This window comes from Streptomyces pseudovenezuelae, assembly GCF_029892565.1.
Classification (GTDB): Bacteria; Actinomycetota; Actinomycetes; order Streptomycetales; family Streptomycetaceae; genus Streptomyces; species Streptomyces pseudovenezuelae_A.
In genome coordinates, this window is sequence record NZ_JARXVH010000013.1 from 187,371 (window position 1) to 211,531 (window position 24,161).

At 68.4% G+C, this 24,161-nt stretch carries 23 protein-coding genes and 1 pseudogene; 5 read left to right on the forward strand and 19 right to left on the reverse strand.

Annotated features, from left to right (window positions below):
• The first annotated feature begins 5 nt into the window (after positions 1–5).
• Positions 6–743: an SDR family oxidoreductase gene (locus tag M2283_RS34975; RefSeq protein ID WP_280880494.1), complete on the forward strand. Its 738-nt coding sequence runs from the start codon at positions 6–8 to the stop codon at positions 741–743.
• A gap of 78 nt (positions 744–821) precedes the next feature.
• Entirely contained in the window at positions 822–1,721 is a 900-nt protein-coding gene (locus M2283_RS34980) for an SDR family oxidoreductase (protein ID WP_280880495.1), read from the forward strand.
• 90 nt (positions 1,722–1,811) lie between these two features.
• Here M2283_RS34980 and M2283_RS34985 read toward each other — a convergent pair whose 3' ends face one another.
• The 7 genes from M2283_RS34985 to M2283_RS35020 form a co-directional block, all read right to left on the reverse strand.
• Complete coding sequence (locus M2283_RS34985) at positions 1,812–2,063, reverse strand: hypothetical protein (protein WP_280880599.1); 252 nt, start codon at positions 2,061–2,063, stop codon at positions 1,812–1,814.
• A 341-nt stretch (positions 2,064–2,404) separates the two neighbouring features.
• Positions 2,405–4,360 carry a YncE family protein gene (locus tag M2283_RS34995; RefSeq protein WP_280880496.1) on the reverse strand — a complete coding sequence of 652 codons (1,956 nt, stop codon included), beginning with the start codon at positions 4,358–4,360 and terminating at the stop codon, positions 2,405–2,407.
• A gap of 457 nt (positions 4,361–4,817) precedes the next feature.
• Positions 4,818–6,323: an FG-GAP-like repeat-containing protein gene (locus tag M2283_RS35000; protein WP_280880497.1), complete on the reverse strand. Its 1,506-nt coding sequence runs from the start codon at positions 6,321–6,323 to the stop codon at positions 4,818–4,820.
• 156 nt (positions 6,324–6,479) lie between these two features.
• A complete protein-coding gene (locus M2283_RS35005) occupies positions 6,480–7,376 on the reverse strand; it encodes an arginase family protein (protein ID WP_280880498.1) in 897 nt (298 codons plus the stop codon).
• 96 nt (positions 7,377–7,472) lie between these two features.
• Positions 7,473–8,138 carry a response regulator transcription factor gene (locus M2283_RS35010; protein ID WP_280880499.1) on the reverse strand — a complete coding sequence of 222 codons (666 nt, stop codon included), beginning with the start codon at positions 8,136–8,138 and terminating at the stop codon, positions 7,473–7,475.
• On the reverse strand, positions 8,135–9,346 hold the full coding sequence (locus tag M2283_RS35015) for a sensor histidine kinase (RefSeq protein WP_432423171.1): 1,212 nt from the start codon (positions 9,344–9,346) through the stop codon (positions 8,135–8,137). Before M2283_RS35015 ends, M2283_RS35010 begins: the two co-directional genes overlap by 4 nt.
• A 2-nt stretch (positions 9,347–9,348) precedes the next feature.
• Positions 9,349–9,885: a hypothetical protein gene (locus tag M2283_RS35020; RefSeq protein WP_280880500.1), complete on the reverse strand. Its 537-nt coding sequence runs from the start codon at positions 9,883–9,885 to the stop codon at positions 9,349–9,351.
• 220 nt (positions 9,886–10,105) lie between these two features.
• Between M2283_RS35020 and M2283_RS35025 the strand changes: the two genes are divergently transcribed.
• Entirely contained in the window at positions 10,106–11,746 is a 1,641-nt protein-coding gene (locus M2283_RS35025; RefSeq protein ID WP_280880501.1) for a GMC oxidoreductase, read from the forward strand.
• 54 nt (positions 11,747–11,800) lie between these two features.
• On the opposite strand, the gene M2283_RS35030 is transcribed toward M2283_RS35025, so the two are convergent.
• The 6 genes and pseudogenes from M2283_RS35030 to M2283_RS35055 form a co-directional block, all read right to left on the reverse strand.
• On the reverse strand, positions 11,801–12,292 hold the full coding sequence (locus M2283_RS35030) for a carboxymuconolactone decarboxylase family protein (protein ID WP_280880502.1): 492 nt from the start codon (positions 12,290–12,292) through the stop codon (positions 11,801–11,803).
• Between the two features lie 2 nt (positions 12,293–12,294).
• Positions 12,295–13,371: an NAD(P)H-dependent amine dehydrogenase family protein gene (locus tag M2283_RS35035; protein WP_280880503.1), complete on the reverse strand. Its 1,077-nt coding sequence runs from the start codon at positions 13,369–13,371 to the stop codon at positions 12,295–12,297.
• 793 nt (positions 13,372–14,164) lie between these two features.
• A complete protein-coding gene (locus M2283_RS35040) occupies positions 14,165–14,779 on the reverse strand; it encodes a DUF2867 domain-containing protein (protein ID WP_280880504.1) in 615 nt (204 codons plus the stop codon).
• Positions 14,780–15,278: 499 nt separating this feature from the next.
• Positions 15,279–15,374, reverse strand: a pseudogene (locus M2283_RS35045) (IS5/IS1182 family transposase); the annotation flags it as partial.
• Positions 15,375–15,426: 52 nt separating this feature from the next.
• Complete coding sequence (locus tag M2283_RS35050) at positions 15,427–15,972, reverse strand: hypothetical protein (protein ID WP_280880505.1); 546 nt, start codon at positions 15,970–15,972, stop codon at positions 15,427–15,429.
• A 222-nt stretch (positions 15,973–16,194) separates the two neighbouring features.
• Entirely contained in the window at positions 16,195–16,737 is a 543-nt protein-coding gene (locus M2283_RS35055) for a hypothetical protein (RefSeq protein WP_280880506.1), read from the reverse strand.
• A gap of 122 nt (positions 16,738–16,859) precedes the next feature.
• Between M2283_RS35055 and M2283_RS35060 the strand changes: the two genes are divergently transcribed.
• Both M2283_RS35060 and M2283_RS35065 read left to right on the forward strand, forming a co-directional pair.
• Positions 16,860–17,855 carry a hypothetical protein gene (locus M2283_RS35060; RefSeq protein WP_432423172.1) on the forward strand — a complete coding sequence of 332 codons (996 nt, stop codon included), beginning with the start codon at positions 16,860–16,862 and terminating at the stop codon, positions 17,853–17,855.
• Positions 17,856–18,139: 284 nt separating this feature from the next.
• Positions 18,140–19,039, forward strand: coding sequence for an NAD-dependent protein deacetylase (locus tag M2283_RS35065; protein ID WP_280880507.1), 900 nt, complete (start codon positions 18,140–18,142; stop codon positions 19,037–19,039).
• A 24-nt stretch (positions 19,040–19,063) separates the two neighbouring features.
• Here the strand turns inward: M2283_RS35065 and M2283_RS35070 are convergent, their stop codons facing one another.
• The 6 genes from M2283_RS35070 to M2283_RS35095 all read right to left on the reverse strand — a co-directional run bounded on the left by M2283_RS35070 (position 19,064) and on the right by M2283_RS35095 (position 24,129).
• The gene (locus M2283_RS35070; protein WP_280880508.1) at positions 19,064–19,567 is read right to left on the reverse strand and encodes a universal stress protein; all 504 of its coding nucleotides are present in this window, start codon (positions 19,565–19,567) and stop codon (positions 19,064–19,066) included.
• An 84-nt stretch (positions 19,568–19,651) separates the two neighbouring features.
• Positions 19,652–20,263: a dihydrofolate reductase family protein gene (locus tag M2283_RS35075; RefSeq protein ID WP_280880509.1), complete on the reverse strand. Its 612-nt coding sequence runs from the start codon at positions 20,261–20,263 to the stop codon at positions 19,652–19,654.
• Positions 20,264–20,337: 74 nt separating this feature from the next.
• Positions 20,338–21,180 carry a helix-turn-helix domain-containing protein gene (locus M2283_RS35080; RefSeq protein WP_280880510.1) on the reverse strand — a complete coding sequence of 281 codons (843 nt, stop codon included), beginning with the start codon at positions 21,178–21,180 and terminating at the stop codon, positions 20,338–20,340.
• A gap of 4 nt (positions 21,181–21,184) precedes the next feature.
• Entirely contained in the window at positions 21,185–21,763 is a 579-nt protein-coding gene (locus tag M2283_RS35085; protein WP_280880511.1) for a dihydrofolate reductase family protein, read from the reverse strand.
• A 63-nt stretch (positions 21,764–21,826) separates the two neighbouring features.
• On the reverse strand, positions 21,827–23,389 hold the full coding sequence (locus M2283_RS35090; RefSeq protein ID WP_280880512.1) for a sensor histidine kinase: 1,563 nt from the start codon (positions 23,387–23,389) through the stop codon (positions 21,827–21,829).
• A complete protein-coding gene (locus M2283_RS35095; RefSeq protein ID WP_280880513.1) occupies positions 23,386–24,129 on the reverse strand; it encodes a response regulator transcription factor in 744 nt (247 codons plus the stop codon). Before M2283_RS35095 ends, M2283_RS35090 begins: the two co-directional genes overlap by 4 nt.
• Between the last annotated feature and the right edge of the window lie 32 nt (positions 24,130–24,161).

Sequence of the window (24,161 nt, forward strand, 5' to 3'; positions counted from 1 at the left end):
ACATCATGAGCAGCAACACTTCCCGCGTCGCCCTCGTCACCGGCGCCTCCGGCGGTATCGGCCGCGCGGTCGCGGAGCGCCTCGCGGCGGACGGCATCGCCGTCGGCGTGCACTACGCCGGCAACAAGACCAGGGCCGACGAGACGGTCGCCGCCATCACCTCGGCCGGCGGCAGGGCCGTCGCGGTGGGCGGTGACGTCGCCGACGAGCACGCCATGTCCGCTGCCTTCGACGCCGTGGAACGGGAGTTCGGCGGCCTCGACGTGGTCGTCAACACGGCCGGCATCATGCTGCTGTCGCCCATCGCGACCCTGGACCTCGACGATCTCGACCGCATGCACCGCACCAACATCCGCGGCACCTTCGTCGTCTCCCAGCAGGCGGCCAGGCGCGTGCGCGGCGGAGGCGCGATCATCAACTTCTCCACGTCCGTCACCCGCCTCCAGTTCCCCGCCTACGGCGCCTACGTGGCGAGCAAGGGAGCCGTGGAGGCCATGACCCTCGTCCTGGCACGGGAGATGCGCGGCAAGGACATCACCGTCAACGCGGTGGCGCCCGGCCCGACCGCGACGCCGCTGTTCCTCGAGGGCAAGGACGAGGACACGATCGCGAACCTGTCCAAGGCGGCGCCGCTCGAACGCCTGGGGACCCCGCAGGACATCGCCGAGACGGTCGCCTTCCTGGCCGGCCCGGCCCGGTGGGTCAACGGCCAGGTCCTCTACACCAACGGCGGCATCGCCTGACCCGGGTGCGCCCGTGAACGGCCGCCACCGGCGGCCGACCGAAGCCCGACCCTCCAGATTTCCCAGGAGACAGAAACCATGAACAACATCGTCGTCATCACCGGTGCCTCCAGCGGATTCGGCGCCCTCACCGCCCGTGCCCTGGCGGACGCCGGGCACACCGTCTACGCCGGAATACGGCAGACCACCTCCCGCAACGCCGCGCAGGTCGAGGCCGTCGCCGAGTACAGCAAGGAACACGGTGTCGACCTGCGTTCCGTCGAACTCGACGTCACCTCACAGGAATCCGTCGACACCGCGATCCGTCAGATCCTCGACGAGCACGGCCGTCTCGACGTGCTGATCCACAACGCCGGCCACATGGTCACCGGCCCCACCGAGGCTTTCACCCCCGAGCAGCTCGCCGACCTGTACGACGTGAACGTCCTGTCGACCCAGCGCGTCAACCGCGCCGCCCTGCCCGGCATGCGTCACGCGGGCCGGGGTCTGGTCGTCTGGGTGTCCAGCAGCAGCGTGAAGGGCGGCACGCCTCCCTATCTCGCGCCGTACTTCGCGGCCAAGGCCGCGATGGACTCTCTCGCCGTCAGCTACGCGGCCGAACTGGCCCGTTGGGGAGTCGAGACGACGATCGTGGTGCCCGGCTCGTTCACCAGCGGCACCAACCACTTCGCCCACTCCGGCCGTCCCACGGACAAGGACGTCGAGGCCGAGTACGAGACCAAGTACGCCGGCCTGGTGGAGCAAGTAGCGGAGAAGCTCGCCGCGTTGGCCCCCGAGGGCGCCGATGCCTCCCTCGTCTCCGACGAGATCACGCGCATCGTCGGCCTCCCCGCCGGGCAGCGCCCCTACCGAGTCACCGTCGACCCCGCGAACGACGGCTCGGAAGAGGTGTCGGACCTCGCCGACCGGATCCGACGGGAGTTCCTCACCCGAGTGGGCCTCCCCGACCTGCTCACAGCGCACCCGGCGAACAGCTGACGCCGTCGGACTTGGGAGAGCGGGCCTGTGGTCATGACGGACCGCGCGCCGAAGACACGCCCCACCACACTGGACCGCGTCCGCGGACTATTAGTCAGGGCAGAGAAGACCCTGCAGAGCCGCCAGGGAAATCACGTCCGCCTGTTCCTCGTCGAGCGGGGCGTGACCACTCATCAGGCGGAAGACGAGCGAGCCGAAGAGCAGGTCGGTCGCGCACGCGGCGAGCAGCTGCCTGAAGACCTGGCCTGTGCCGCTGGCGTAGAAGGCACTCACGAGCCGTACCTGTTCGCGCAGATCGGCGACGGCGTCCCCGGTGTCCGGCAAGGGCACGGCAGCGGCCATCCGGCGACCGAACGCCTCGGCGGCGGCGGCCAGTACCGCTGGCCGGGCCGGCGACAACGAGGCCCGTGCACAGGACCAGCGGCGCGTTCGCGACGGCCAGTGCGCCCGCGGTTCCTGCCGTGGTTTTCTGCACCAGCATGCGACCGGTGAATTCGCGTGAGCTGAGCAAGCCAGGTGAGTTCACCGCGTTGAAGCCAGCTGCCGAGCTCCGTCCTTCAGGGCCGGCCAACGGTGAAGGCGCGCATGACGTCGATGACGACCGCGACACGGGGAGTACCGGTCAACTCCGGGACGCCGACGAAGTGATGGTCCATACGCCCGGTACTCCCTTCTCTCAGCGGCTAGTTGGAGAAGTAGAAGTACTTCCAGGCGCCGTGGATCGTGGAGTTCACGGTGTCTCCCGAGCTGCTGTTGATGTACGAGGAGCGGACCCGGGCACGGATGCCGGACTGGCCCGCGTGGCCGAGGTTGACCACGGATTTGCCGTTCGTGCCGAGCGCGAAGTACTCGGCGGCGGTCTGGTACCACTTGCCGCCCGAGTACACCTGGAGCTCGATGCGCTGCTTGCGACCCTTGTAGTAGCTCATCGTCGTCGTGGAGATGACGTCGGTGTTCTTGTGGAAGTACTGGTACGTCGTGGAGCCGATCTTGCCCGTCTTGTAGTGCTTGGTCAGCGTCGTGGAGACCTTCACCCTGGCGTAGGCCGTGGCCTTGACCGACTTCGGGGCGTAGCGGGAGTCGCCCTTGAACACCGCGGTCAGCGTGGTGTCGCGGCTCATGTCGAGGGTGATCCACAAGTTGCCGCTGGCGTTGACCTTGCCGGTCTTCACGAGCTTCTTCGGCTTGTCGGCGCCGAAGGGATCGGCCCAGATCTCGACGGTCCGGTTCTTGTAGGTGGTACCGAGGTGGGCCGCGAAGTCGACGTCCGCGCCGTGGGCGTACACCTTGCCGTTGTTGTTCAGGGTCAGGGTCGGCGTGGCGCGCGAGACGGTGACGGTGTCGGAAGCGGTCGCCGCGGTGTGCTGCGCGTCGCCCGCGTAGGTCACGTTGTACTTGACCGATCCGCCGGCCGGCGGGGTGTCCGTGAAGGAGAACTTGCCGCCCGCGCCGAGGGACTTGGTGCCGAGCGACTTGCCGCTCGGCGAGTCGAGGTCGGTCCGGGTCACGGTCAGCGGGGTCCCGGCGGGCAGCGCGAGGCCGGCGGCGAGAGTCCCCTTGACCGTGAGGGACTTGGCCCGCGTGGCCTTGGTGGGAGCGTCGACCGTGAGCGCGGCGGCGTACTTGCGGGGCGCGTCGATGGCGTGGAACTGGGTGGAGTCGTCGGAGCCCGTCAGCACGAACAGCTTGGAGCCGTCGGGCGACCAGTTCATGGAGTGCCCGAACCAGGGCATCCAACTGGACGACAGATTACGGACGCTGGCAGGCAGACTCGGATCGGTGCTGAAGACATACGTGTCGCCGACGTCGTCGGTGTCGAGGACGGTGGCGGCCACGGTGCCGTCCGGGGCGATGCTGACCGTATCCGGTTCGGAGACGACGGGATACGTGCGCACCTGTGCCAGGTCGGAGAGGCGGTACTCGGTGAGGGCGCGGTTGCCGGGGCCTGCCACGACGACGTTCTGGCCGTCGGGGGTGAGGGCCGCGTCGCGGTAGAAGCCGCCCTTGTTCTCGGTGACGCGGATGACCGGCGTGCCGGAGGAGATGTCGTAGACGATGATCGGGCCGGAGCTGATGCCGGAGTCGAGCGCCAGCAGCGTGCCCGGGTTGTCGGGGTCGGCGTACAGCTCGGGCGGAGTGGCGAAGTCGTGTCCGGCGGCCAGGTCGAGCGTCACCGTCGGGGCCGTCAGGTCGACGACGCCGAGCCCGGAGTCCCACTGGTCGCCGTAGCCGAACCACAGTCTGCCGTCGGCGTAGGCGAGCCGGGACGGGGCGGTCTTGTCGCCGGTCGGGTACTCGGCGCTCTGGGTGAGGGTCGCCGTGTCGACGGCGACGATCTTGTCGGCGCCCTGCACCGCGGCGTAGAGCGTCCCGGAGTCCGGGCTCAACTCGAGGTCCCGGACCTGGGGCAGGCCGGTGAGGGTGGCGGTGACCTTGCCGGTGAAGTCGGTGACGACGATCTTGTCCTGGTACCTGTCGCTGAAGTACAGCCGCTGGTGCAGCGCGTCCGCGACGGTGTCGTCCGCGTCCGACACGGCGATGGGCCTGCTGGTGTCGGCGGTGGCCGGTGCGGCGGTGAGAACGACCGAGCTGAAGACGGCTGCCAGTGCCGTGGCGACCGTGAGAGTGCGTATACGCACGATGCTTTCGAACCCCCGGAGCGAAATGACTGTGATGCCAGCACATTTGGAGACCCCGGCGGATGCGTGTGACCGGTGCGCCCCGTGTGGTGGGTGAGTGAAGGTTAAGTCATGCCACCGACAACTCGATCACCGCCTCGGTCGTCCGACCGGCGGGCCCCGATGTACGGGGCGACGCAGGTCGCACATGCCGCGGCCCCGAGGCGATCGAAGCACTCGGGGCCACGTCTGCGCGTTGTGGGAATGAAGGGCGGTCGCCTACGCGGCGATGTGCTCTACGGGGCTTCAGCCGAACGATCGTCCCCGCAGGCAATAGGTGAGGCCCGGGGACACTGTCCCCTCCATTCCCACGTCCCTTCCAACCGCACAGCCCGGCCATTCATTCCCCGGCGTCAGGGCCGCGCCTGCTTCCTCGCCCGCTTCCTCGACAGGGCCCCTCGGTTCAGTGCCGGCTTGGTCAACGGCCGTGCGGAGCAAGGGTCTCGCCGAAGCGGGCGTCAGGGCTGGGGGCGTGAAGAGTGGCGCCGTTGAAGGACCAGGAGCGGTCGAGGGAGAGGCCATTGGTGGTGGCGGGGAAGACCCAGACACCGCCGTTGTTGCCGTCCTCGCCGGGGACGCCGACAACCAGACTGGCCTTCTTGTCGCGGTTGTCGTCGATGAGCCGCAGCGCGCCGCCGAACTGGTCGTTCCTCTCCGGGACGCTGAAGACCGTCTGCGGGCTCTGACTCAGTACTCGCGCGCCCTTCGTGGTCAGCCCGCTCGGAGAGCCACGCATCACCCAGACGGTGCCCGCGTCGACGGCGCTGCCGATGTCGTTGCCCGGCGCCCCTATGGCCACCTCGTCGTAGCCGTCTCCGTCGATGTCACGCACGGTGAGAGCGGCGCCGAAACGGTCGGCCGGCCTGTTCACGCCCGGGACGCCCGAGGAGTTCTGCGTCCAGAACTGGCGGTTGTAGCCGCCTTCCGCGCTGCCCGGACCGTTCGGGCCTCCGAAGTGCACGAAGACCACACCAGGGGTGGTCAGATGGCCCAGGGAGTCGCGGTCGTCGGGTGCCCCCACGACGACGTCGGTGTAGCCGTCCTTGTTGACATCCCCCGAGGCGCCGACCTGTCCGCCGCCGGTCAGCTCGTAGTGGTCCGCCCACCCTCCGCGCCCGCCCGACACGTACACGGCTCTGCCGTACACACCCGCCGTGTCGAAGGTTCCGTTCCCGAGGATCACCAGGTCGTCGGCGCGGTCCTTGTTGTAGTCGCCCATGGTCAGGGCGGTGGGACGGAAGCCCGGTGGCACGATCATGGACAGCGGGCTCTGGTCCGACTCCATCACCCGGCCACGGGTGGTGACTTCGAAGCCGAAGGACCACAGGATGTCCTTGGACAGGATCGCCACCGCCGAGTCGTCGACCTTGAACCAGCCGGCCGCCAGGCCCGATCCGAAGTGGCTGCCCGCCACCGGGGTGATCTCCTTCAGCCATCGGCTGCCGGTGGCCTGCAGCCCGGTGGCGGAGCCGAACAGCACGGTGGCCGACCCTGCGTCGACGGTCGATCCGATGTCCTTGCCGGGCGTGCCGACGATCAGGTCGTCGAAGCCGTCGCGGTCGACGTCCGCGGTGGCGGTGGCCTGCCCGAAGCGGTCGCCGCTCTGGGCAAGGCCCTCGATGCCGGGGGTGCTCATGCTGAACGTCGCCTTGCGCAGGGTCGACAGCCCGTTCGCCGAGCCGTACAGCACTGCGACGTAGCCGGCGTTCTTCTCGCCGCTGACCGTTCCGCCGGGTGCCGAGACGACGAGGTCGCGGTAGCCGTCGTTGTTGAAGTCGTCGTGTGTGATCGGCGCGGGGGCCGCGGCGGCGGCAGGCGACGCCGGCGCCGTGATCGCGCCCGCGATGGCCAGCAGTACCGTCGCGGCGCAGGTGCCGGGCACCCGGATCGTCCGACGTCTGGTGAGGGGTCGCTTACTGCGCACGGTGAGACTCCCGGGATCGTGGCGTGCCCGGGCATGAGGAGGGCGGGCGCCGGGGGCCCGTTCCCCGCCGTCGAGTGTTGGACCCCTGAACTGGCTGCAGGGTTGCGCGAGTTGGAGCCGCTCCTGGCCTCCGCGACGGCCGGCGGCCAGTCCTGGTCAGGGGCCGGTGAAGGCAGCCTGGAGGATGTCGGCGAGGAGGGCCGCGCAGGAGCCGTCGGGGTCCAGATCGGGGTCGTAGATGGTGAGGTTGAAGCCGACGCACCGCTCCGACCGCACCAAGGCCCGTAGCAGCGGGGCGAGTTCGTCAGGCAGGAGCCCGCCGGGGTCGGGGCTGTCGACGGCGGGCATGACGGACGGGTCCAGCGCGTCCGCGTCCAGATGCACCCAGAACCCTCCGGTCACGGGCACTTCAAGGCTCTGCACGACCGCGCCCGTCAGCTCCTCGGCGCCCCATTCCCGGATCTCCCCGACCGTCGCGTTCATGATCTTCAGCTCCGTGAGCTCGGCCCGCTCATCGTCGTAGTCCCGGATTCCGAAGACCCGTACGTCCTCGTCCCTCAGATACGGCTGCAGTCCTTCGAGGTCGGTCAGATCCCGCTGGCCACGGCCGGTCGCGAGGGCCAGTTCCTCGCCGCCCGCGGCACCGACACGGTCGGAGTTGCCGGGATGGCGGAAGTCCGCGGATCCGTCGATGACGGCGAGTCCGTACCGTCCGATGCGGCGCAGGGCGAGCGAGGCGCCGAGCTGGATGGAACAGTCACCGCCCAGGACGACGGGGAAGTCCCCTGCCCGGACGTGGTGTTCGATGCGGTCGGCGAGCTTGCGGGTGTACGCGGCGATCGCCTCGGCGTTGAACACGCCGTCGCCCTCCCGCCAGTCGCCGCGGTCGTAGCGGGGCGGAACGACCACTCCGCCCTCGTACGCCCCCAGCCGTTGCACGAGGCGCTGCTCCCGCAACGCTCCCGCGAGCTTGTAGCAGCCGGGCACGCTGCCCTCGGTGGGCGGGCGCAGGCCGAGATTGGACGGAGCGTCAATGACAACGAGACGGCGCATCCCGCCATTCTGACCGCGCAGGAGCGCTCGGACCACAGCGTTTCGTCTCTCGGCGGGCTGCGGGAGCGGCCGGGCGCTCTGGGCTCGTCCGACGGGTCAGGTCAGGCCCGCCGCGATGGCGCGGCGGACCGCGTCGGACCGGTCTCGGATGTCGGCCTTGGCGAACAGGTTGTTGATGTGGGTCTTGACCGTGGCCTCGCTGATGAACAGCTTCTCGGCGATGGCCCGGTTCGGCAGGCCCTGGCCGATGAGGGCGAGGACTTCGCGCTCGCGGGGTGTGAGGTCCTTGGGCAGGGACTGCTCGGGGGCGGGTGGGCGGGTGCGGACGGTGGCCAGGAGGCGGTCCTGGACCTCGCGGTCGAGTACGGACTGTCCCGCGGCGGCGGCCCTGATCGCGCGGATGATGTCCTGGCGCCCCGCGTTCTTCGTCAGATAGCCGCGGGCACCGGCACTGAGGGCGGCCAGGATCGAGTCGTCGTCGGCGAACGTGGTCAGCACCACCACCGCGATCTGCGGATGCTCCTCGCTCAGCCGGCGGGTCGTCTCGATGCCGTCCATGACGGGCATCCGCAGGTCCATCAGCACGACGTCCACCGGTGCGCCGGCGACTGCGGTGAGCACCTCGGTGCCGTCCGCCGCGGCCGCGACGACCTCGATGTCCTCGGACAGGCCCAGCACCGCGGCCAGGGGCTCGCGCACGGCGGCCTGGTCGTCGGCGACGATCACCTTCAGCCGCTGCGGGTCCTTGGTCGGTTCGCTCATCCCGGGATCACTGCCTCCACCTGCCAGCCGCCCTGCTCCGGTCCCTCGACGACCGGGCCCGCGGTGATGGTGCCGCCCAGCAGGGCGACGCGTTCACGCATGCCGATCAGTCCCAGTCCGCTGCCGACGCCCGCGGCTGCCTCGCGGGTCGCGGGCCCGTTGTGGATCACCAGTGTGCTCGACGCGGCGGCGAACGTCAGCTCCACCCCCAGTTTCGCGCCCGGGGCGTGCCGGCCGGCGTTGGTCAGCGCCTCCTGGGCGATCCGCAGCAGGTTCTGGGTGACCCGTGCGGGCAGCTCGCGGACGGTCCCGGTGACGGTGAGAGCGTCACGGTGGCCGGAGGACTCGATCATCGCCGTCAGGCTCTCGAGCAGTGGAAGGGAGTCCTCGCGCAGCGCGTGCACGGTCCACTGGGCCTGCTTCAGGCTCTCCCGCACCATGCTGTGCGCCTTGCCGTTCGCCTCGCGGACCTTCTCCAGGTCGCCGGTGTCGATCAGGGCGTCCGCCAGCTCCAGTTGCATGTTGATCCCGGCCAGCGAGTGCGCCAGCACGTCGTGGACGTCCCGGGCGATACGGCTGCGTTCGGTGAGTACGGCGGTTCGCGCCTCGGCGCGGGCGGCTCGCTCGGCGGACTCCGCGGACGCGATCATCGCCTCCACGGCGCGCTGCCTGCTGCGGCTGAGAATCCCGGCCACCACCGGCAGACCGGTGCTCACGCCGAGCGTCCAGGGCACCAACTCGTGCCCAGGGCCGAGGCGGAAGTACAGAACAGCGCCGCACAGCAGGCTGGACAGGGCCGCCAGCGCGAGAGCCTGTCCGAGGGGCAGGCGGTAGCCGATGTGGCCGACGAGGAAGTACGCGAAGAGGTAGCTGGAGCCACTGCCGCTCACGCCGAGCAGGGCGGCGGCGGCAACGACGCCGACGGTCAGCCAGAGGAGGGCAACGCGGGGCGGGAACCTGGCCTCGGGCAGATGCCGGGCCATCAGGGCGATGCTGTTGACCGCGAGCAGGGCGGCGACCGCCAGCCCGCGGCCGCTGAGACCCACCGGCCGCACGGTCGCGATCGAGATGACGACGACCGCCAGGGTGATGGCCCCGTGCAGGCGGGCGTCCTGGCGGGGAACGACCCGCGGGCCGGGCTCCCTGTCGGGGGCCGGCCCGGGGGCGGGGGCACTCTCGGGTGCGGACACGGCGCGACCATAACCCACGGTCAGGCGGTGTGGTCGAGGACCGCGGCGGGACGCGTGCCCGAGGGAGCCACGTGGACGGCCATGCGGCTGCGGACGAAGATCGTGGCCAGTCGGGTGATCACCTCGGTGAGCGCCATCAGCACGAACGCGGCGACCCATGCCTGGTCGGTGGTGATGTGGTGGGTGATGCTGAACCGGGCCACGTTGTCGGCGCCGCCGTGGTCGGTCCACACCTGGAATCCCATGCGGGCGCCCATGCCCAGCACCCACAGAACCGCCGAGATCACACCCGCCTTGATGAACAGGTGTCCGCCCGCGGAGCGGATCCGGGTGTATACGCCACCCGCGACGCCGAGCACCGCGCCGACGGCGATCAGTGTGCCGACCAGGACGAGGTCGTTTCCGGCGGTGGGCACGTCATGCAGGTACTGGGAGGCCACGAAGGCCACGATCCCCAGGGGGATCAGATAGGTCTTGAGGTCGAGGCGGCCTTCCCGCAGCTGGCGGAAGACGACGAGGAGGAGGGCGATGTCGGTGATCCAGTCGGTCGTTGTCATGCCCTCAAGCGTGCTGTCGCCGGCCTTCGCGCACCTGGACCCATGGGTGGAAGTGAGGGTGGAGATCCACCGCCACGTCTCCTGAGATGGATGTGCTGCCGGTGCATTCCTGATGCAGATAGCCCAGGAGTAACACATAAGTTACCGATAGGTTTCTCGTGACTTGTTTACCAATTCTTAGTAGAACCAATTTCCTTTGTGCGAGAGGAAAGGGATCTACATGGACTCCAGATCACGCGACAACCTGCAAGGAAGAGGTATTTCCCGGCGTCGGCTCATCGGTGGAACAGGTTCTATTTTTGGCGCTGCCGCACTGGGCGCATTCGACCTTCCGACCGCCGCCGCACTCCCCCGGAATGCGGCTGTGATCGAACCCGGCGCCCAGGTCGCCGCCCTGGTGATCGGCACCGGATACGGCGGTTCCGTCACCGCGCTCCGGCTCGCTCAGGCCGGCGTGGACGTGCACATGGTGGAGATGGGCATGGCCTGGGACACCCCGGGAACCGACGGCAAGATCTTCGCCAACACCACCACCCCCGACTACCGGTCCTACTGGCTGCGCACCCGCACCAAGCAGCCGCTGAGCAACTTCCTCGGCTTCCCGCTCGACAAGGACGTACCGAAGTACACGGGCATCCTCGACGCCGAGGAAATGGGCGGCATCGTGGTGTACCAGGGCCGCGGAGTCGGCGGCGGTTCCCTCGTCAACGGCGGTATGGCGGTGACACCCGAGAGGAGCCGCTTCCCGGGCGTGCTTCCGTCCGTCGACGCCGACGAGATGTACGACGTGTACTACCCGCGGGCGAACAGCAACCTCGGCGTCAACACGATCGACCCGGCCTGGTTCGAGACGGCGGAGGCCTACCAGTTCGCGCGAGTGGGCCGCAAGCAGGCCCAACGGTCCGGTTTCCGCTTCACGTTCGTCCCCAACGTCTACGACTGGAACTACATGAAGCAGGAGGCGGCGGGGACGGTACCCAAGTCGGCCCTGGCCGCCGAGATCCTGTACGGCAACAACTACGGCAAGAAGTCCCTGCAGAAGACCTACCTCGCGCAGGCCCGCGCGACCGGCCGGGTCACCATCTCACCGCTGCACAGGGTCACCACGGTGACTCCCACCACCGGCGGCTACACCGTGACCATCGAGCAACTCGACACGAGCGGCGCCGTCACCACCACCAAGACCGTGACGGCGCAACGGGTGTTCTTCGCCGCAGGAAGCGTCGGCACCAGCAAGCTGTTGGTCCGCCTCAAGGCGACGGGCGCACTCCCCGCTCTCAACAACGAGATCGGCACCGGATGGGGCGAGAACGGCAACGTCATGTGCGGCCGGGCCAACCACCTGTGGGACCCGACCGGATCCCTCCAGTCGTCGATCCCCACGGCGGGCATCGACAACTGGGTGGCGGGCGGCGCGTTCGCCGAGGTGGCGCCGCTACCGACCGGCATCGAGACCTGGGCCTCGTTCTACCTGTCGATCACGAACAACCCGAACCGTGGTCGGTTCACCTGGAACGCGGCGACGGGGAAGGTGGAACTGGACTGGCAGACGGCGTGGAAGCAACCGTCGATCACGATGGCGAAATCGATCTTCGACAAGATCAACGCCACCGAGGGGACCATCTACCGCACGGACCTCTTCGGCGTGTACAAGATCTGGGGCGACCACCTCACGTACCACCCGCTCGGTGGAACCGTCCTCAACAAGGCCACCGACAACTACGGCCGCCTGCACGGCTATTCCGGCCTGTACGTGGTGGACGGCGCGCTGATTCCCGGCAACGTCAGCGTCAATCCCTTCGTCACCATCACCGCGCTCGCGGAACGCAACATCGAGAAGGTCATCGCTGAGGACCTCTGACCGGACAACTGTGGGCCGTGGCCAACGCCCCGGCCCGCAGCCCGAATTGCCGCGTCAGGAAGTCTGTGCCGACGGCAGTACGCACACGCTGTCGAGCCCCAGCACATGGTTGAGCCGGCCGAACGCCAGCCATGAGCCGATGCTCATGCTCAACTCCACGATCTCCGCCTGGCTGTAGTGCGCCTTCATCCGCTCCCAGAACTCGTCGTCCAGGTTCAGATGGTCGATCGCGTAGCGCTCCGCGTACTCGGCGGCGAGCCGGGTCCGTTCGTCGAAGGCGTCCGTCGTACGCCACTGCGCGACCGCGTCCAGGAACCCCGCGTCGACCTTCTCCTCCCCCTCGCGTTCGGTCCGCCAGTCCAGACAGAACAGACAGCCGTTGATCTGCGCGACGCGCAGCCGGGCGGCCTCGAACTCGCGCAGTCCGAGGGTCGAGTACTCGTAGACGGACATGGAGAAGACACTGGCCGCGTGACCGATCTTGGGCACCATGTCGCCCCAGACGTACGGGATGGGCTCGGCGCCCTCAGGGATGTCGATCCGCATGATCACTTCTTTCCCAGTCTGCCCACCGCGGGGCGCAGCGGGACGTCGAGTGCGTCGTAGAGACCCGGCTCGGCCTCGGCGAGCCAGTCGATGGCGTTCACCAGACGGCCGGCCGCCGTCGCGTTGCCGCCCGCGGCTCTGTTCTCTCCTTCGTCCGTGGCTTCGACCGTGACCTCTATGCGGGGGCGTCCTTCGATGATCACGCGGTGCGCGCCCGCCCCGCCGTCGGCCGGCGTGGGCCAGTCCGGGGCGCAGGAGGCGTGGATACGGGTGACGTGCTCGACGACGATGAGGGGCTCGCCCTCCACCACGCCCTGCACCTCAAGACGTACGGCTCCCTGGGTGCCTGCCGCGAACTCCCCCATCGTGTCGGTGACGACGGACGATTCCAGGGGACGGCGCTCCAACGTCTCCTCGATGCCGTCCAGTTCGACGCCCAGCGCCCGGGCCATCATCCGCAGCTGCCCGCCCCAGATCATCGTCGGAATGCCCTCTGCGAGCATCAGCGGCTGGTAGTCCAGCGGATGTCCCATACCGATCAGGTGGCGGACCGCTTCCTCCTGGTCGTACGTCGAGTAGTCGAAGATCTCCTGGCAGCGGACGGCGTCGATCTCGGAGCCCAGCCCGCTGACCAGCAGCGGGAGCACGTCGTTGGCCCAACCGGGGTCGACACCCGACACGAACAGCGAGCCGCCCCCGGCCGTCGCCGCCTCCACCAGCACGTCGCGGATCTCGTCCGGCGCGTTCGTGCAGTCGTACATCCCGTACAGGGACGGCGTGACGACCACCGCGCCTGCGCGGAGCGCGCGGCCGATGTCCTCGATGGCGCCGTCGAGGCGGACGTCACCGGACGCCGCGTACACGACCGCGCGGTGACCTGCGGAGAGCACTGCCTGCACGTCGTTCGTCGCCGCCACCCCGAGACGCCGGCCCAGTCCGCTGAGCTCGCCCGCGTCCTTGCCGACCTTGGCGGGACTCGACACCAGCACGGCCACAAGGCTGAGCATCGGATGCGCCTCGACAGCCCGGATGGCCGCGCGCCCGACGTTGCCTGTGCCCCAAACCACCGTGGGAATCATGGCCGGAGGGTAACGATGCACCCCAAAACTTCCCATAGCCGTGCACGAGGAATCGGGCTCCGGCGCCGCCCCAGGAGCAGTGGCAGTCCTGCGGGTGCCCGCTCTGGGGCGCTGTCGCGGTACAAGGCCTAAAACAAGTGGATACAGTCCGTGAGGCTTGGAGGGGGCTACGCGGCGGACTCCTCCGCCCACGGATCAGGTTCCCACAGTGGGTGAATCTCGATCGTGGTCTCCGCTGCCCTCGACACCCTTACGTCCAGTGGCGCCCCGAGTGACCACCACTCGGCGAATGAGGGACCGGAGGATGCGGTTGGTCTCGGCGACCTCGAAGGTGTCCCACTCTTCGAGCAGGCCGACAGCGAGGGGAAACGCGCCAGCCTCGAAGACATGAACAGGTTCGCACCACAAGAAGAGCCGTAGCCCAATCAACAGCGCGGGCCCGATCCGGCGACCTCACCGCCGCACGGGCCCGACTAACCACGTGTAGGAATCCGAGGTACTTGAGCACTCCGCCCTGGGACATTGCGGCAGTTGAGCACACCCCGACAGCTCTGCGGCACCGGCACTTGAGCAGCGGCTCAGGCTGACGGTTCCCGGGTTGGGGTCTCAGTAGTTCTCGCCGAAAGAACAACGCTGAGGACTGAGCCCCAGGTCAGGCCGTGGGCTCCAGAGGGGGCTGTGGCTGTCTGCTCGTCGTGTTCGTGCAGCATGCGCATGCCGGTGGCCGGGGCTGGGTGCTGGCGGCCGGGTCTCTCCGTTGCGAGGCCGCGACTGGTGTCGACGCTCGCAGCGACTACGGTCGAGGACCGACGTTCGCGGTGGGCGGAAGCTCGCGGTCCCGCCAGGCTCGCTCCCACTGCCGGGTGATCGCGGGGTAGACGATCAGGTAGCGGAACGGTGCGATGAGAGCCATGTAGACCCGTCCGAACCAGCCGTTGGGCTTGACCAGGATCGCCATCCGCAGTTCGTATTCGCCGCCTCCGGTCGGCACCCACCCCAGGTGCATGACGGCGTGGCAGGTCTTGTTCGCCAGTTCGCGGACGGACTCGTTGTGGAGCAGGTACACGGGGGTGAACGGGGCGCCGCTGGCGTCGGAGACGTCGACGGTCTCACGGAGATCGCCTGGCAGGCGGTCATGCAGTGGTTGAACCCGCTTCCCGACGCTCGTCTTGGGCTTGTCCCAACCGAGGAGGGCACCTAACTTCCAGCGCACCGCGAACAGGAACCGGACTGCACGGGGCTGCTTGGCGAATCCGTCGGCTGTCTGCATCGCGGCGAGTATGACGGGAAAGTCGTCCGGGCCGGCACCGGGGGTGCGGAAGGACCACACGTCCTCGGTCCTAAAGTCGCCGGTGAACTCGTGGATCCGCCACGGCTGGTCGGAGTGGGCCGTGCGGGGAATCTTCATGGCCGCTGCCAACCTCTCCTGGGCCGGACGTCGTCCGCCCCACTCCCGTTACACGCGTGCGTATACGACGAAGCTAGCCCACTGCTGGATCTGCTCGTCGTATAGGTCGTTCAGATCAGGCTGCCGCACGGCTTAGCGTTGCATTTCGGCGAGAACTACTGAGACCCTGGGTTCAGGGCTCCCGAATTCCGTCTTTGCTGGTCAGCGCGCTATCTGCTCAAGTAGACCGTCGACTGCTCATCTACTGCTGAGATACGGGATCGATTGCTGAAGTAGATCGGCCCCCTACACCACGATGGGAATAATCCCCACCATGACCAAGGCCAATCCTACCCAGCAGCCGACCCAGCCCTCGAACCTACCGCCCCCTGTTGGACGCTCCCTGTCCGTGCGTATCCTCGATGACGGCATGTACGACGATCTGCGCGTGATCATGCAGACCGGCTGCGACGCGTCCGCCACCGTCCGACAGGCGTTACTACTCCTCGCGAACGTACACGCCCTCGCGACGAAGCGCGGTCACCAACTTCCCGAAGCCACGCGGGCTCAGCCCGGTGAACGGGGCTGTCCAGGACGACTCCGACGCCGTGATCACACCTGATGCCCCAAGATCATGTCTTCCGTTACCAGCAGCTTCGGGGCAGCCCTTAGAGGGGTTGGAGTGGGCTTCCATTGAGCCGCTCAAGGTGTGCGGCGAGCGCCGCGTTCAAGCCCTCCCTTGCCTTGCCGATGCGGTTCAGTAGATCGAGGACCTCTGCACTTACGGTGCCCTGGTGCTCGGTGGAACAGCGCAGTACATCGCCGCGAACCTCTCGTGTCACCTCCCGCAAGAGCGTCAGCGCTGCGCCAGAGTAGCGCGGGGCACGATTGGCAGCGGTGGGACGCGTACTGACGTAGATGCCACTACGCGCCAACGCGTAATGCGCGGCGGCTGCCTCTTCACCGAGTTGGTTGTACAGCTCATCAAATTGATCGACGTCTGGATATCGTCCGCCCTGAAGGTCCTGGACGGTTCGGTCCATGGCATCCATCCAGGCCCTGCTCGTCGCACGGACCAGCAGCAGGCGAGCTATCTGCTCGTCTCTGCGGGCCTCTTGCACGCCTCGTGCGTTCTGCTCAATCTGCTGTTGTTGCACCGCAGCCTGGCGTTGATGCAGACGCAACGGTCCGAAGTACGCCGCCAGGCTGGTCACGCAAGCTCCCCCAAGAGCACCGAGCAGTCCATAGAGCGCGTTGGCATCCCCCATCCCTCGATTGTGCCCGAGTCCAGCCCCTTAAAGTCCTGCACTCGCCGTCCGACTGGACGTCCCACGCATCCATCGGTGGGTACAGGCTGGCTGGCGACCGCTGGTCACGAATGAGGAGACCCAGCAGAGATCGTTTACGGGACAGCCCTTACTCAAAGCGCCAACGTTTTAGATACCCTTCCCTTGCAGAATATTTCTTGCCCCTATTGCGAATCTCTCTTTCTCCATCTCAAGTTTGTCCACAATGTTCGACAAACGAGAGTCAGGTTCCTCTGGGCATATTTGCGTATCGGCAAGAATGAACAGCTCTTCATGGAGGCTGCGGACTTGTCTCCAAATCCCGTCCGAGGCGTTTTCGATATAATCCGGCCCAACCAGTTGGATTTTTGAATGCAGCCGGTACAGAACTTGTGAGGCGCCGTAAACCTCCTCCGCCAGAGCGGAAATCGCCGGCCAGTCAGGCGAATCGCTGGCGAACACGTTATTTCTGTACTCCGGAGCAACGGCGTGCATCACTCTATCTATCGGCTCGGTTGCTTCAAGCAGGGCCAGATATGCCGAGCGGCGTTCATCCCGAAGTCGTTGCACCTGCTCGGCGCGCGCCTGATCGCTCGTTTGTCGGCGGGCAGCTGTGTACGTCAGGACGGCCGTTGCCAGCGTGCCCACCACAGCGACCGATGCTCCGAGCACCGCCGATACTCCCTGATCCATCGGACGAGAATGCCCCGCTTGGCACGCCTTTCGCTAGACCCACACAGGAGGTGAGCCCCGATGGCACCGCCTGAATCGGGCACGCCTTGGCCACCGCCGGCATGGGCCCGTACTACGACGCCATGCGCGTCGACGACGCTGGTACAGCGGCGACCGGAAGCACCTCGCCCGCGTCTACACCAACCACCCGCGGCACACCGGGCGGCGCCGCCTGTGGGACCGCCGGTCGTCCGAGCACCGCCTCGACCGGCGCGACCACCGACTACACGTCCCCCTCGCCAGCGACCTCGGCCGTCCTCGAAGCGCTGTCGCGGCGCCTCGGACGCCCAATTACGTACGAGGAAGCGGGACTTGGCACCACGTCGAGCGTGGCTGGATTGGACGTTGCACCCGAGCACGCGCTGAACACCATTGAGGGTCTGGTTGATACCGGAAGGGCAGACATGGACCCATCGCGCCGCGCGGTACTCACGACCGCTCTCTACTCGGCAACGCTCGCGTTGCCGAGTTTCGACGAAGCCGACGAGACCCTGGACCGACTGGAGCACCAAGCCGCAGGACGAACAGTCAGGATCGGCCCCGGCGACGTCGCCGCAATCCGCAGCATGACGGACAGGATTGCCGACATCCTCGACGAGTTGGGAGGCGCACACGCGCGCCCGATGGCCGCAGCGTTCATCGTCAACTCCGTGTCCTCCTACCTCCATGCAGACGGAACCGAGGACGTCAAAAACGGCATGCGGGCCGCCGCGTCAGATCTCGTCTACTTGACGGGATGGATGGCCATGTACGAGAAAGCCCACGGGCTTGGACAGCGGTACTACCGCCAGGCCCTCGGTTTGGCCAAAGCCGGGGAAGACCAGGTGACGTACTGCCGGACGCTTCGAGGAATGGCCCTTCAAGCGGCCAACCTGAAGCTCGCGAACGAAGCCCTCAGCCTGGCGGACACGGCGGCCGAGGCTGCACCGTCAGCCGGCCCACGCCTACAAGCATTCCTTCGCGGCCAACAAGTGCACGGCGCCTCACTGGTTGGGGACCGGCGGCTCGCCTTCTCCCGGCTCGATCGAGGCCATGAAGGCTTCCAACAGCGCCCGCCCGCCGATGGAGAAGCAGGGTGAGGCTCACGCAAACGGCCTTCTCGCGCAACGTCAGCTTGAGGTCGGACACCTCGAAGCCGCTTGCGCTTCGTGGAGCAAGTTCCTGGACGTGTACGCAGAATTGTCGTCCGCGAGGGCAGACGAACACTTTGGGATCATGCGCCGCCGCATCCGCCCCCATCTCAGTAACCCCAAAGCTCACGCGTTGGAAGAGCGCGCCAGGGAGCTTGCCCAGCAGAAGGCCAATGCCTAAGGCTGCATGATCTATCCAGGGGTTCGGCCTCGGTGTTCCGTACCCTGGCAGCATGCGCATGCGCCCCACCCTCAGCTGGACCCCTCCCCCGGATCTCCCGCCGAGCACCACGGATCTGCGGGCAGTCGCCGATTCGCTGCGCGCCGGCGGTGTGCTGGTTCTCAGCGGCGCGGGCATCTCCACGGAGTCGGGCATTCCTGACTACCGGGGCGAGGGCGGGAGCCTGAGCAGGCACACACCGATGCTCTACGAGGACTTCGTCGGCAGCGCGCAGGCTCGGCGCCGGTACTGGGCGCGCAGCCACCTCGGCTGGCGCGTCTTCGGCCGCGCCCGCCCCAACGCCGGGCACCGGGCGGTCGCCGCGTTCGGGCGGCACGGGCTGCTCGCAGGTGTGATCACCCAGAACGTCGACGGACTGCACCAGAGCGCCGGCAGCGAGGGCGTCGTGGAACTGCACGGAGGTCTGGACCGGGTCGTCTGCCTCTCCTGTGGTGCTGTCAGTCCGCGCCGTGAACTCGCCCGGCGGCTTGAGGCGGCCAATCCGGACTACCGGCCCGTGGCCGCCGGTATGAACCCCGACGGTGACGCGGACCTCACCGATGACCAGGTCGCCGACTTCCGGCTGGTGTCCTGCACGGTCTGCGACGGCGTTCTCAAGCCGGACGTGGTGTTCTTCGGCGAGGCCGTGTCGCCACGGCGGGTCGAGCGGTGCCGCGAGCTGGTCGGGGAAGCCGCGTCGCTGCTGGTCCTCGGCTCTTCGTTGACGGTGATGTCCGGGCTGCGGTTCGTCCGCCAGGCGGCCCAGGCCGGGAAGCCGGTCCTGATCATCAATCGCGACGCGACCCGGGGCGACGTGCATGCACTCGCCCGCGTCGAACTCCCGCTGGGAACGGCCCTCACCACCGTGGCCGACGAACTGGGCATCCCCCTCGACGGCGGGACGACGCCCTGAGCGGCAGGTCGTGCCCGCCCCTCCTCAGCCACCCGGATGCGGGGGCGGCGGAGGCGGCGGGGGGAAGCTGGACAGTCCGGGTGCGGTCTCCGGCCAGACCAGGAGCACCGGACAGGGGGCGTGGTCGACGACGAACCGACTGTGCGGGCCCAGGCTCTTGGGGCCAAGGCGACCACGGTCGCCGTCGCGGGCCAGGATCAGCAACTCGGCGCCCTCGGCCGCGGCGACGACCTCGTGCTCGGTCCGGCCGGAGCGCTCGACGCGAGTGCTGGGGCGGCCGAGGCGGCGCGCGGCCTCCTCGAACAGCCGATGGGTGGAGACGGTGGCGAGTTCCTCCACCCGGGTGCCCGGGTCTCGTTCGGGATGGCCGCGGCCGAGCAGTCCGGCGAACGCTCCGTGTGCGATGCCCGGCTCCTGGTGCCCGGTGACGTGCAGAAGCACGATCTCCGACGCCTCGGGCGCGTGGGCGCGGGCGGCGTCCACGCTCGCGGGCCAGGTGCCCTCGACGATCCAGACGACGACGGTCATGCAGGTCAACCTCCGGCTTGTCGCTCGGTCCGGGCCAGGTTCCGATCAGGTGCGGTCCGCCGCCCTCGGCGCTGCCACCATCTCCTAGCGGCGTACCTTGAACCTCAAGTGGAGCACCCGGTCGCCCTGGATGACCACGTGGGGATCCTCCAGGAGAAGCTGCCCGTCGATGCTGCCGAAGTAGCGTTTGCCCGACCCGAACACCACCGGTACCACGTCCATCGCCACCTCGTCCACGAGACCGGCCGCGAGGATCTGGCCTCCCACCTCGCCGGCGTTCACGGCGATGGTTCGCTCTCCGGCGAGTTCCTGGGCCTTGTCGATCGCAGCCCTCACGTCATCGACGAAGTGGTACGAGGCCTCGGGGTGCCAGCCCTCGGGCTTGGGCCGGTGGGACACCACGACCACGTGGTCGCCCGCGGGCGGACGCCCCTCCCAGCCGTTCACCAGGTCGAACAGGTTGCGGCCCATCACGATCGTGCCGATCGACTCCCACATCGGCCGGACGTACTGCGCCGACGCCTTTGAGACCCTGAAGCGGCTTCCCGCTCCGGAATGGTCGTACTGCTGGTCGTCGCCCTCGGTGATCGGCGTGTCGCCGCTGAAGTACCAGTCGTGGAGCGGCCCGACGTCGTCGTTCCCGTCGGCGATGAAGCCGTCCACCGACACCACGTTGTGCATGATCACTGTGCCCACGAGGTCTCCTCGAGTCTCCTTGTGCCTTCGCCTCCGATCTTGTCGCCTTCGGGCGCGACCGGGCATGTAAGAAATCAATCGGCGGGCATCGGACCGGCGTCCGGCGGGAATCCCCGTTCGGCGGGGAACCGGCGCCGCAGCGCCAGGAACTCCGTCGGGGTGTGGCCGGTGAAGTCCTTGAACTCCCTGCTGAAGTGGGCCCGGTCGAAGTAGCCCGCCGTTTGAGCGAGGTCCGACCAGTCGACCGGACGCAGGGCGTCCACCGACAGGATCAGTCGCGCGAAGCGGTAGATCCGCGCCACCCGTTTCGGGGTGACCCCGACATGAGACGTGAACTGCGTGGCCAGGTGATTGCCGCTCACCCCGGCCGCGTCCGCCAGCGCACCGACCTGGACGGCGCCGTAGGAGGTCTCCAGCCGCCCGCCGGTGTGCTGGACCAGCGCCAGGCCGCGCGACGGCGCCTCGGCGAGTCGCGATCGCAGCTCCTCCTCCACCACCCGCAGGCTCTCGGCGGGCGCTGCGGCGGCGCCGACCTGGTTGCGAATCCGGTCCACGGACCGTTGCCAGACGGCGTCGACCGGCACCCATCGGTCCCGCAGCTCGGTCGCCGGCATGTCGACGAACGGCGACATGCCCCACGGCTTGAAGTGCACCCCGACGAGCCACACCGGTGTGGGGTACTCGAAGAGGAATCGCCTGGTCCACACGCCCATGAACCATCCGTCGGTGAACACTGCCGGCGGCACCGAAGGGTCGGAGTCCCACAGGCGGACGGGCCCGCCCAGGTTGACGAACAGGTGTGCCGACGGCATCGGCGGGACGTTCATGCGGCGGTGACGCGGCACCCCGGTCAGGCAGTAGATGTCGTCGATGAACCGGTCGAGCGGCGGGGCGGGCACCCGGCCGACGTATTCCATGGGCTCAGGCGTGCAGGGTGGGCCGGTACACGAGCTCCTGGATTCGGCCGTCGAGCGTCCGGCTCTCGATCAGGTCGAGGTCGAAGTCGGCCGCACCCTGGAAGATGGGCGCCAGCCCGTTCTCACCTGTGATCACAGGGAAGAGGGTCACCCGAACCCGGTCGACCAGACCCGCGGCCATCAGCGCCCGGTTCATCGACAGACTGCCGTGCGAGCACAACGGCACCGCGGACTCCTTCTTGAGCCGGGCGACCACGTCGATCGCGTCACCGTTCGCAACGGTCGCGTCCGGCCAGTCCAGGGGGCCTTCCAGCGTGGTCGACACCACCGTCGCCGGTAGGTTCACCATCCGCGTGACCCACGGGTCACGGACCTCCGGCCCCTCGTCGCTCGACGCCAGCATCTGCACGAACTCCCGAAACGTGGTGGCCCCGAAGACCATGCGCTGCTCCTCACCGAACCGGGCGAAGCGGTGATCGAGAAGCTCAGGTCCCTGCTTGCCCCAGTAACCGGTCCAGTTGCCACTGGCGGCGCCGAAGCCGTCGAGGCTGGAGAAAACGTCGAAGGTGTAGGTAGCGGTCATGATGCTCTCCTCGAGTGCGGTTGAACGCCTGTCGGAGATACAGACCGGGGACCACGGCGAGACTCATCGCTCCTGGAGCCGCATTCGCGATCTCCGTTCGGGATCGGGGCCGGCCGCGGGCAGGACCAGGCGGAAGGTGCAGCCCCGGCCCGGGGTGGTGTCGAGTTCGAGTCGGCCGCCGTGGCCCTCCGCGATGGCCGCGGCGATGGCCAGGCCGAGTCCGCTGCCGCCGTGGGCACGGGAGCGGGCGGGGTCGGCCCGGTAGAAACGCTCGAAGACGTGCTCGGCGTCGACGGGTTCGAGGCCCGGTCCCTCGTCCGCCACCTCGATCACCGCGACCGGGTATCCCTCCGGCAGGGGCGCTGACACCGAGGTGCGCCCGGGGCGGTCGACGCCGCCGGTGCCGGGAGCCGCCTGTGTCGTGCCGACCCGGACGTGGACGCGGGTGCCCGGCGGGGTGTGGATACCGGCGTTGGAGAGCAGGTTCTCCAGGATCTGACGCAATCGGTGCGGGTCGCCCACGGTCTCGGCGACATCGAGTTCCTGGGCTCCGGTCGGATCGGCCCGGGTGTGCAGCGGGCCGAGGTCGACCGGGTGCGACGGGCTGTGGACGGCCGTGGTGCTGACGGCGTCCGCCGCGAGGGACAGCAGGTCGACCGGCTCACGCCGGTAGGAGGGTTCCTTGTCCAGGGTGGCGAGGAGTTGGAGATCGTCGACGAGCAGACTCATCCGTTCCGCGTTGCGGGCGATGACCCGGTTGGCCTCGTCGCGTTCGTGGTCGGGGCGTTGCTCGGGGCGCAGCGCCAGTTCGGCGTAGCCCTGGATCGCGGTGAGAGGGGTGCGCAGTTCGTGGCCGGCGTCGGCGACGAAGCGGCGTAGCCGGGCCTCCGAGGCCTCGCGGGCCAGCAGCGCCTTCTGCAGCCGGTCGAGCATGGAGTTCAGGACGCGGCCAAGGCGTCCGATCTCGGTACGCGGATCGGTGTCGGGCAACCGCAGGTCGAGCCGGCCCGCGGTGATGTCCTGCGCGGTCCGTTCCATCCTGATCAGCGGCAGCAGCCCCAGCCTGACCACCCAACGCCCCAGGGCGCACAGTGCGACGACCGTGACGGCGAGCAGCACGGCGTTCAGCCAGAGGATCTTCGACGTGGCGCCGTCGACGGTGTCCAGCGGCAGGGTGACCACCGAACTCATTCCGTCCGGGCCAGGGTTGAGCAGCACCCGCCAGCGACCGTCGCCGCTGACGGCCGGCCTGCTTTCGGGCCGCCCGTCCCGCAGCCCGAGATCCCGCGCGTCGTCGGCCAGCCGGGGCCCCGGCTTGGTCTGAGAGCCGAGGGACTCGTCGAGAAGGCGCCCGGCGGAGTCGTAGAAGTAGACGCGGAAGTCCGAGGGCAGCAGCCCCAGACTGTTCCCCGGATTCCGGAGCGCGCCGTCGAGTGCGTCCCGGAAAACGAGAGTCGGTGGGTGGAACTCGGCGAGTTGATCGTCGACGCGGTCCAGCAGCCAGGAGCGGAGTACCACGAAGCCGATGACCTGGGAGGCCAGGACCGCGGCGGTGGCGAGCAGGGTGACGCCGAGGACGAGTCGCCGGCGCAGCGACCCGGGCGGCGGGCGCAGGAACCGGGTCACTGTTCCGACGTCCCGCCGGACTCGCGGGGCAGCCGCAGGCAGTAGCCGACGCCGCGGACGGTGTGGATCAGCGGCGGGTCGAAGCGGTCGATCTTCCTGCGCAGGTATCGGACGTAGGTCTCGATGATCCGGGCGTCACCGGCGAAGTCGTAGCTCCAGACGTGGTCGAGGATCTGCATCTTGCTCACCACCTGGCCGACGTTCGACAGGAGGTAGGCCAGAAGCTTGAACTCGGTTGGCGACAGGGCGATGTACTGGTTCGCGCGGTGCACCTCGTGGGCGCCCTCGTCGAGTTCCAGGTCGGCGTAGCGAAGGACGCTCTGCGGAGCGTACGGTTCGGCGGCCGGCGCCGTGCGCCGCAGGATGGCCTCTATGCGCAGCAGCACCTCCTCGATGCTGAACGGCTTGGCCACGTAGTCGTCCCCGCCGGCGGTCAGGCCGCTGATGCGATCGTCGACACCGGTGCGGGCGGTCAGGAACAGGACCGGACAGTCGTTTCCCGCCGCCCGCAGCCTGCGGGTCACCTCGAAGCCGTCCAGGTCGGGCAGCATCACGTCGAGCACGACGAGATGCGGCTCCAGGCGTTCGACCTCCAGGAGGGCCGATCGCCCGGTGTCCGCGCTGCGCACCTCGTATCCGGTCAGCCGGAGCGTCGCCTCCAGCAGGGTGCGGATGCTGGGCTCGTCCTCGACCACGAGAAGCCGGTGTCGCGACCGCTCCGCTGCGGGCTGCTCGGTCATGCGTCTGCCGGTCCGTTCTGCCGTGCTACGAC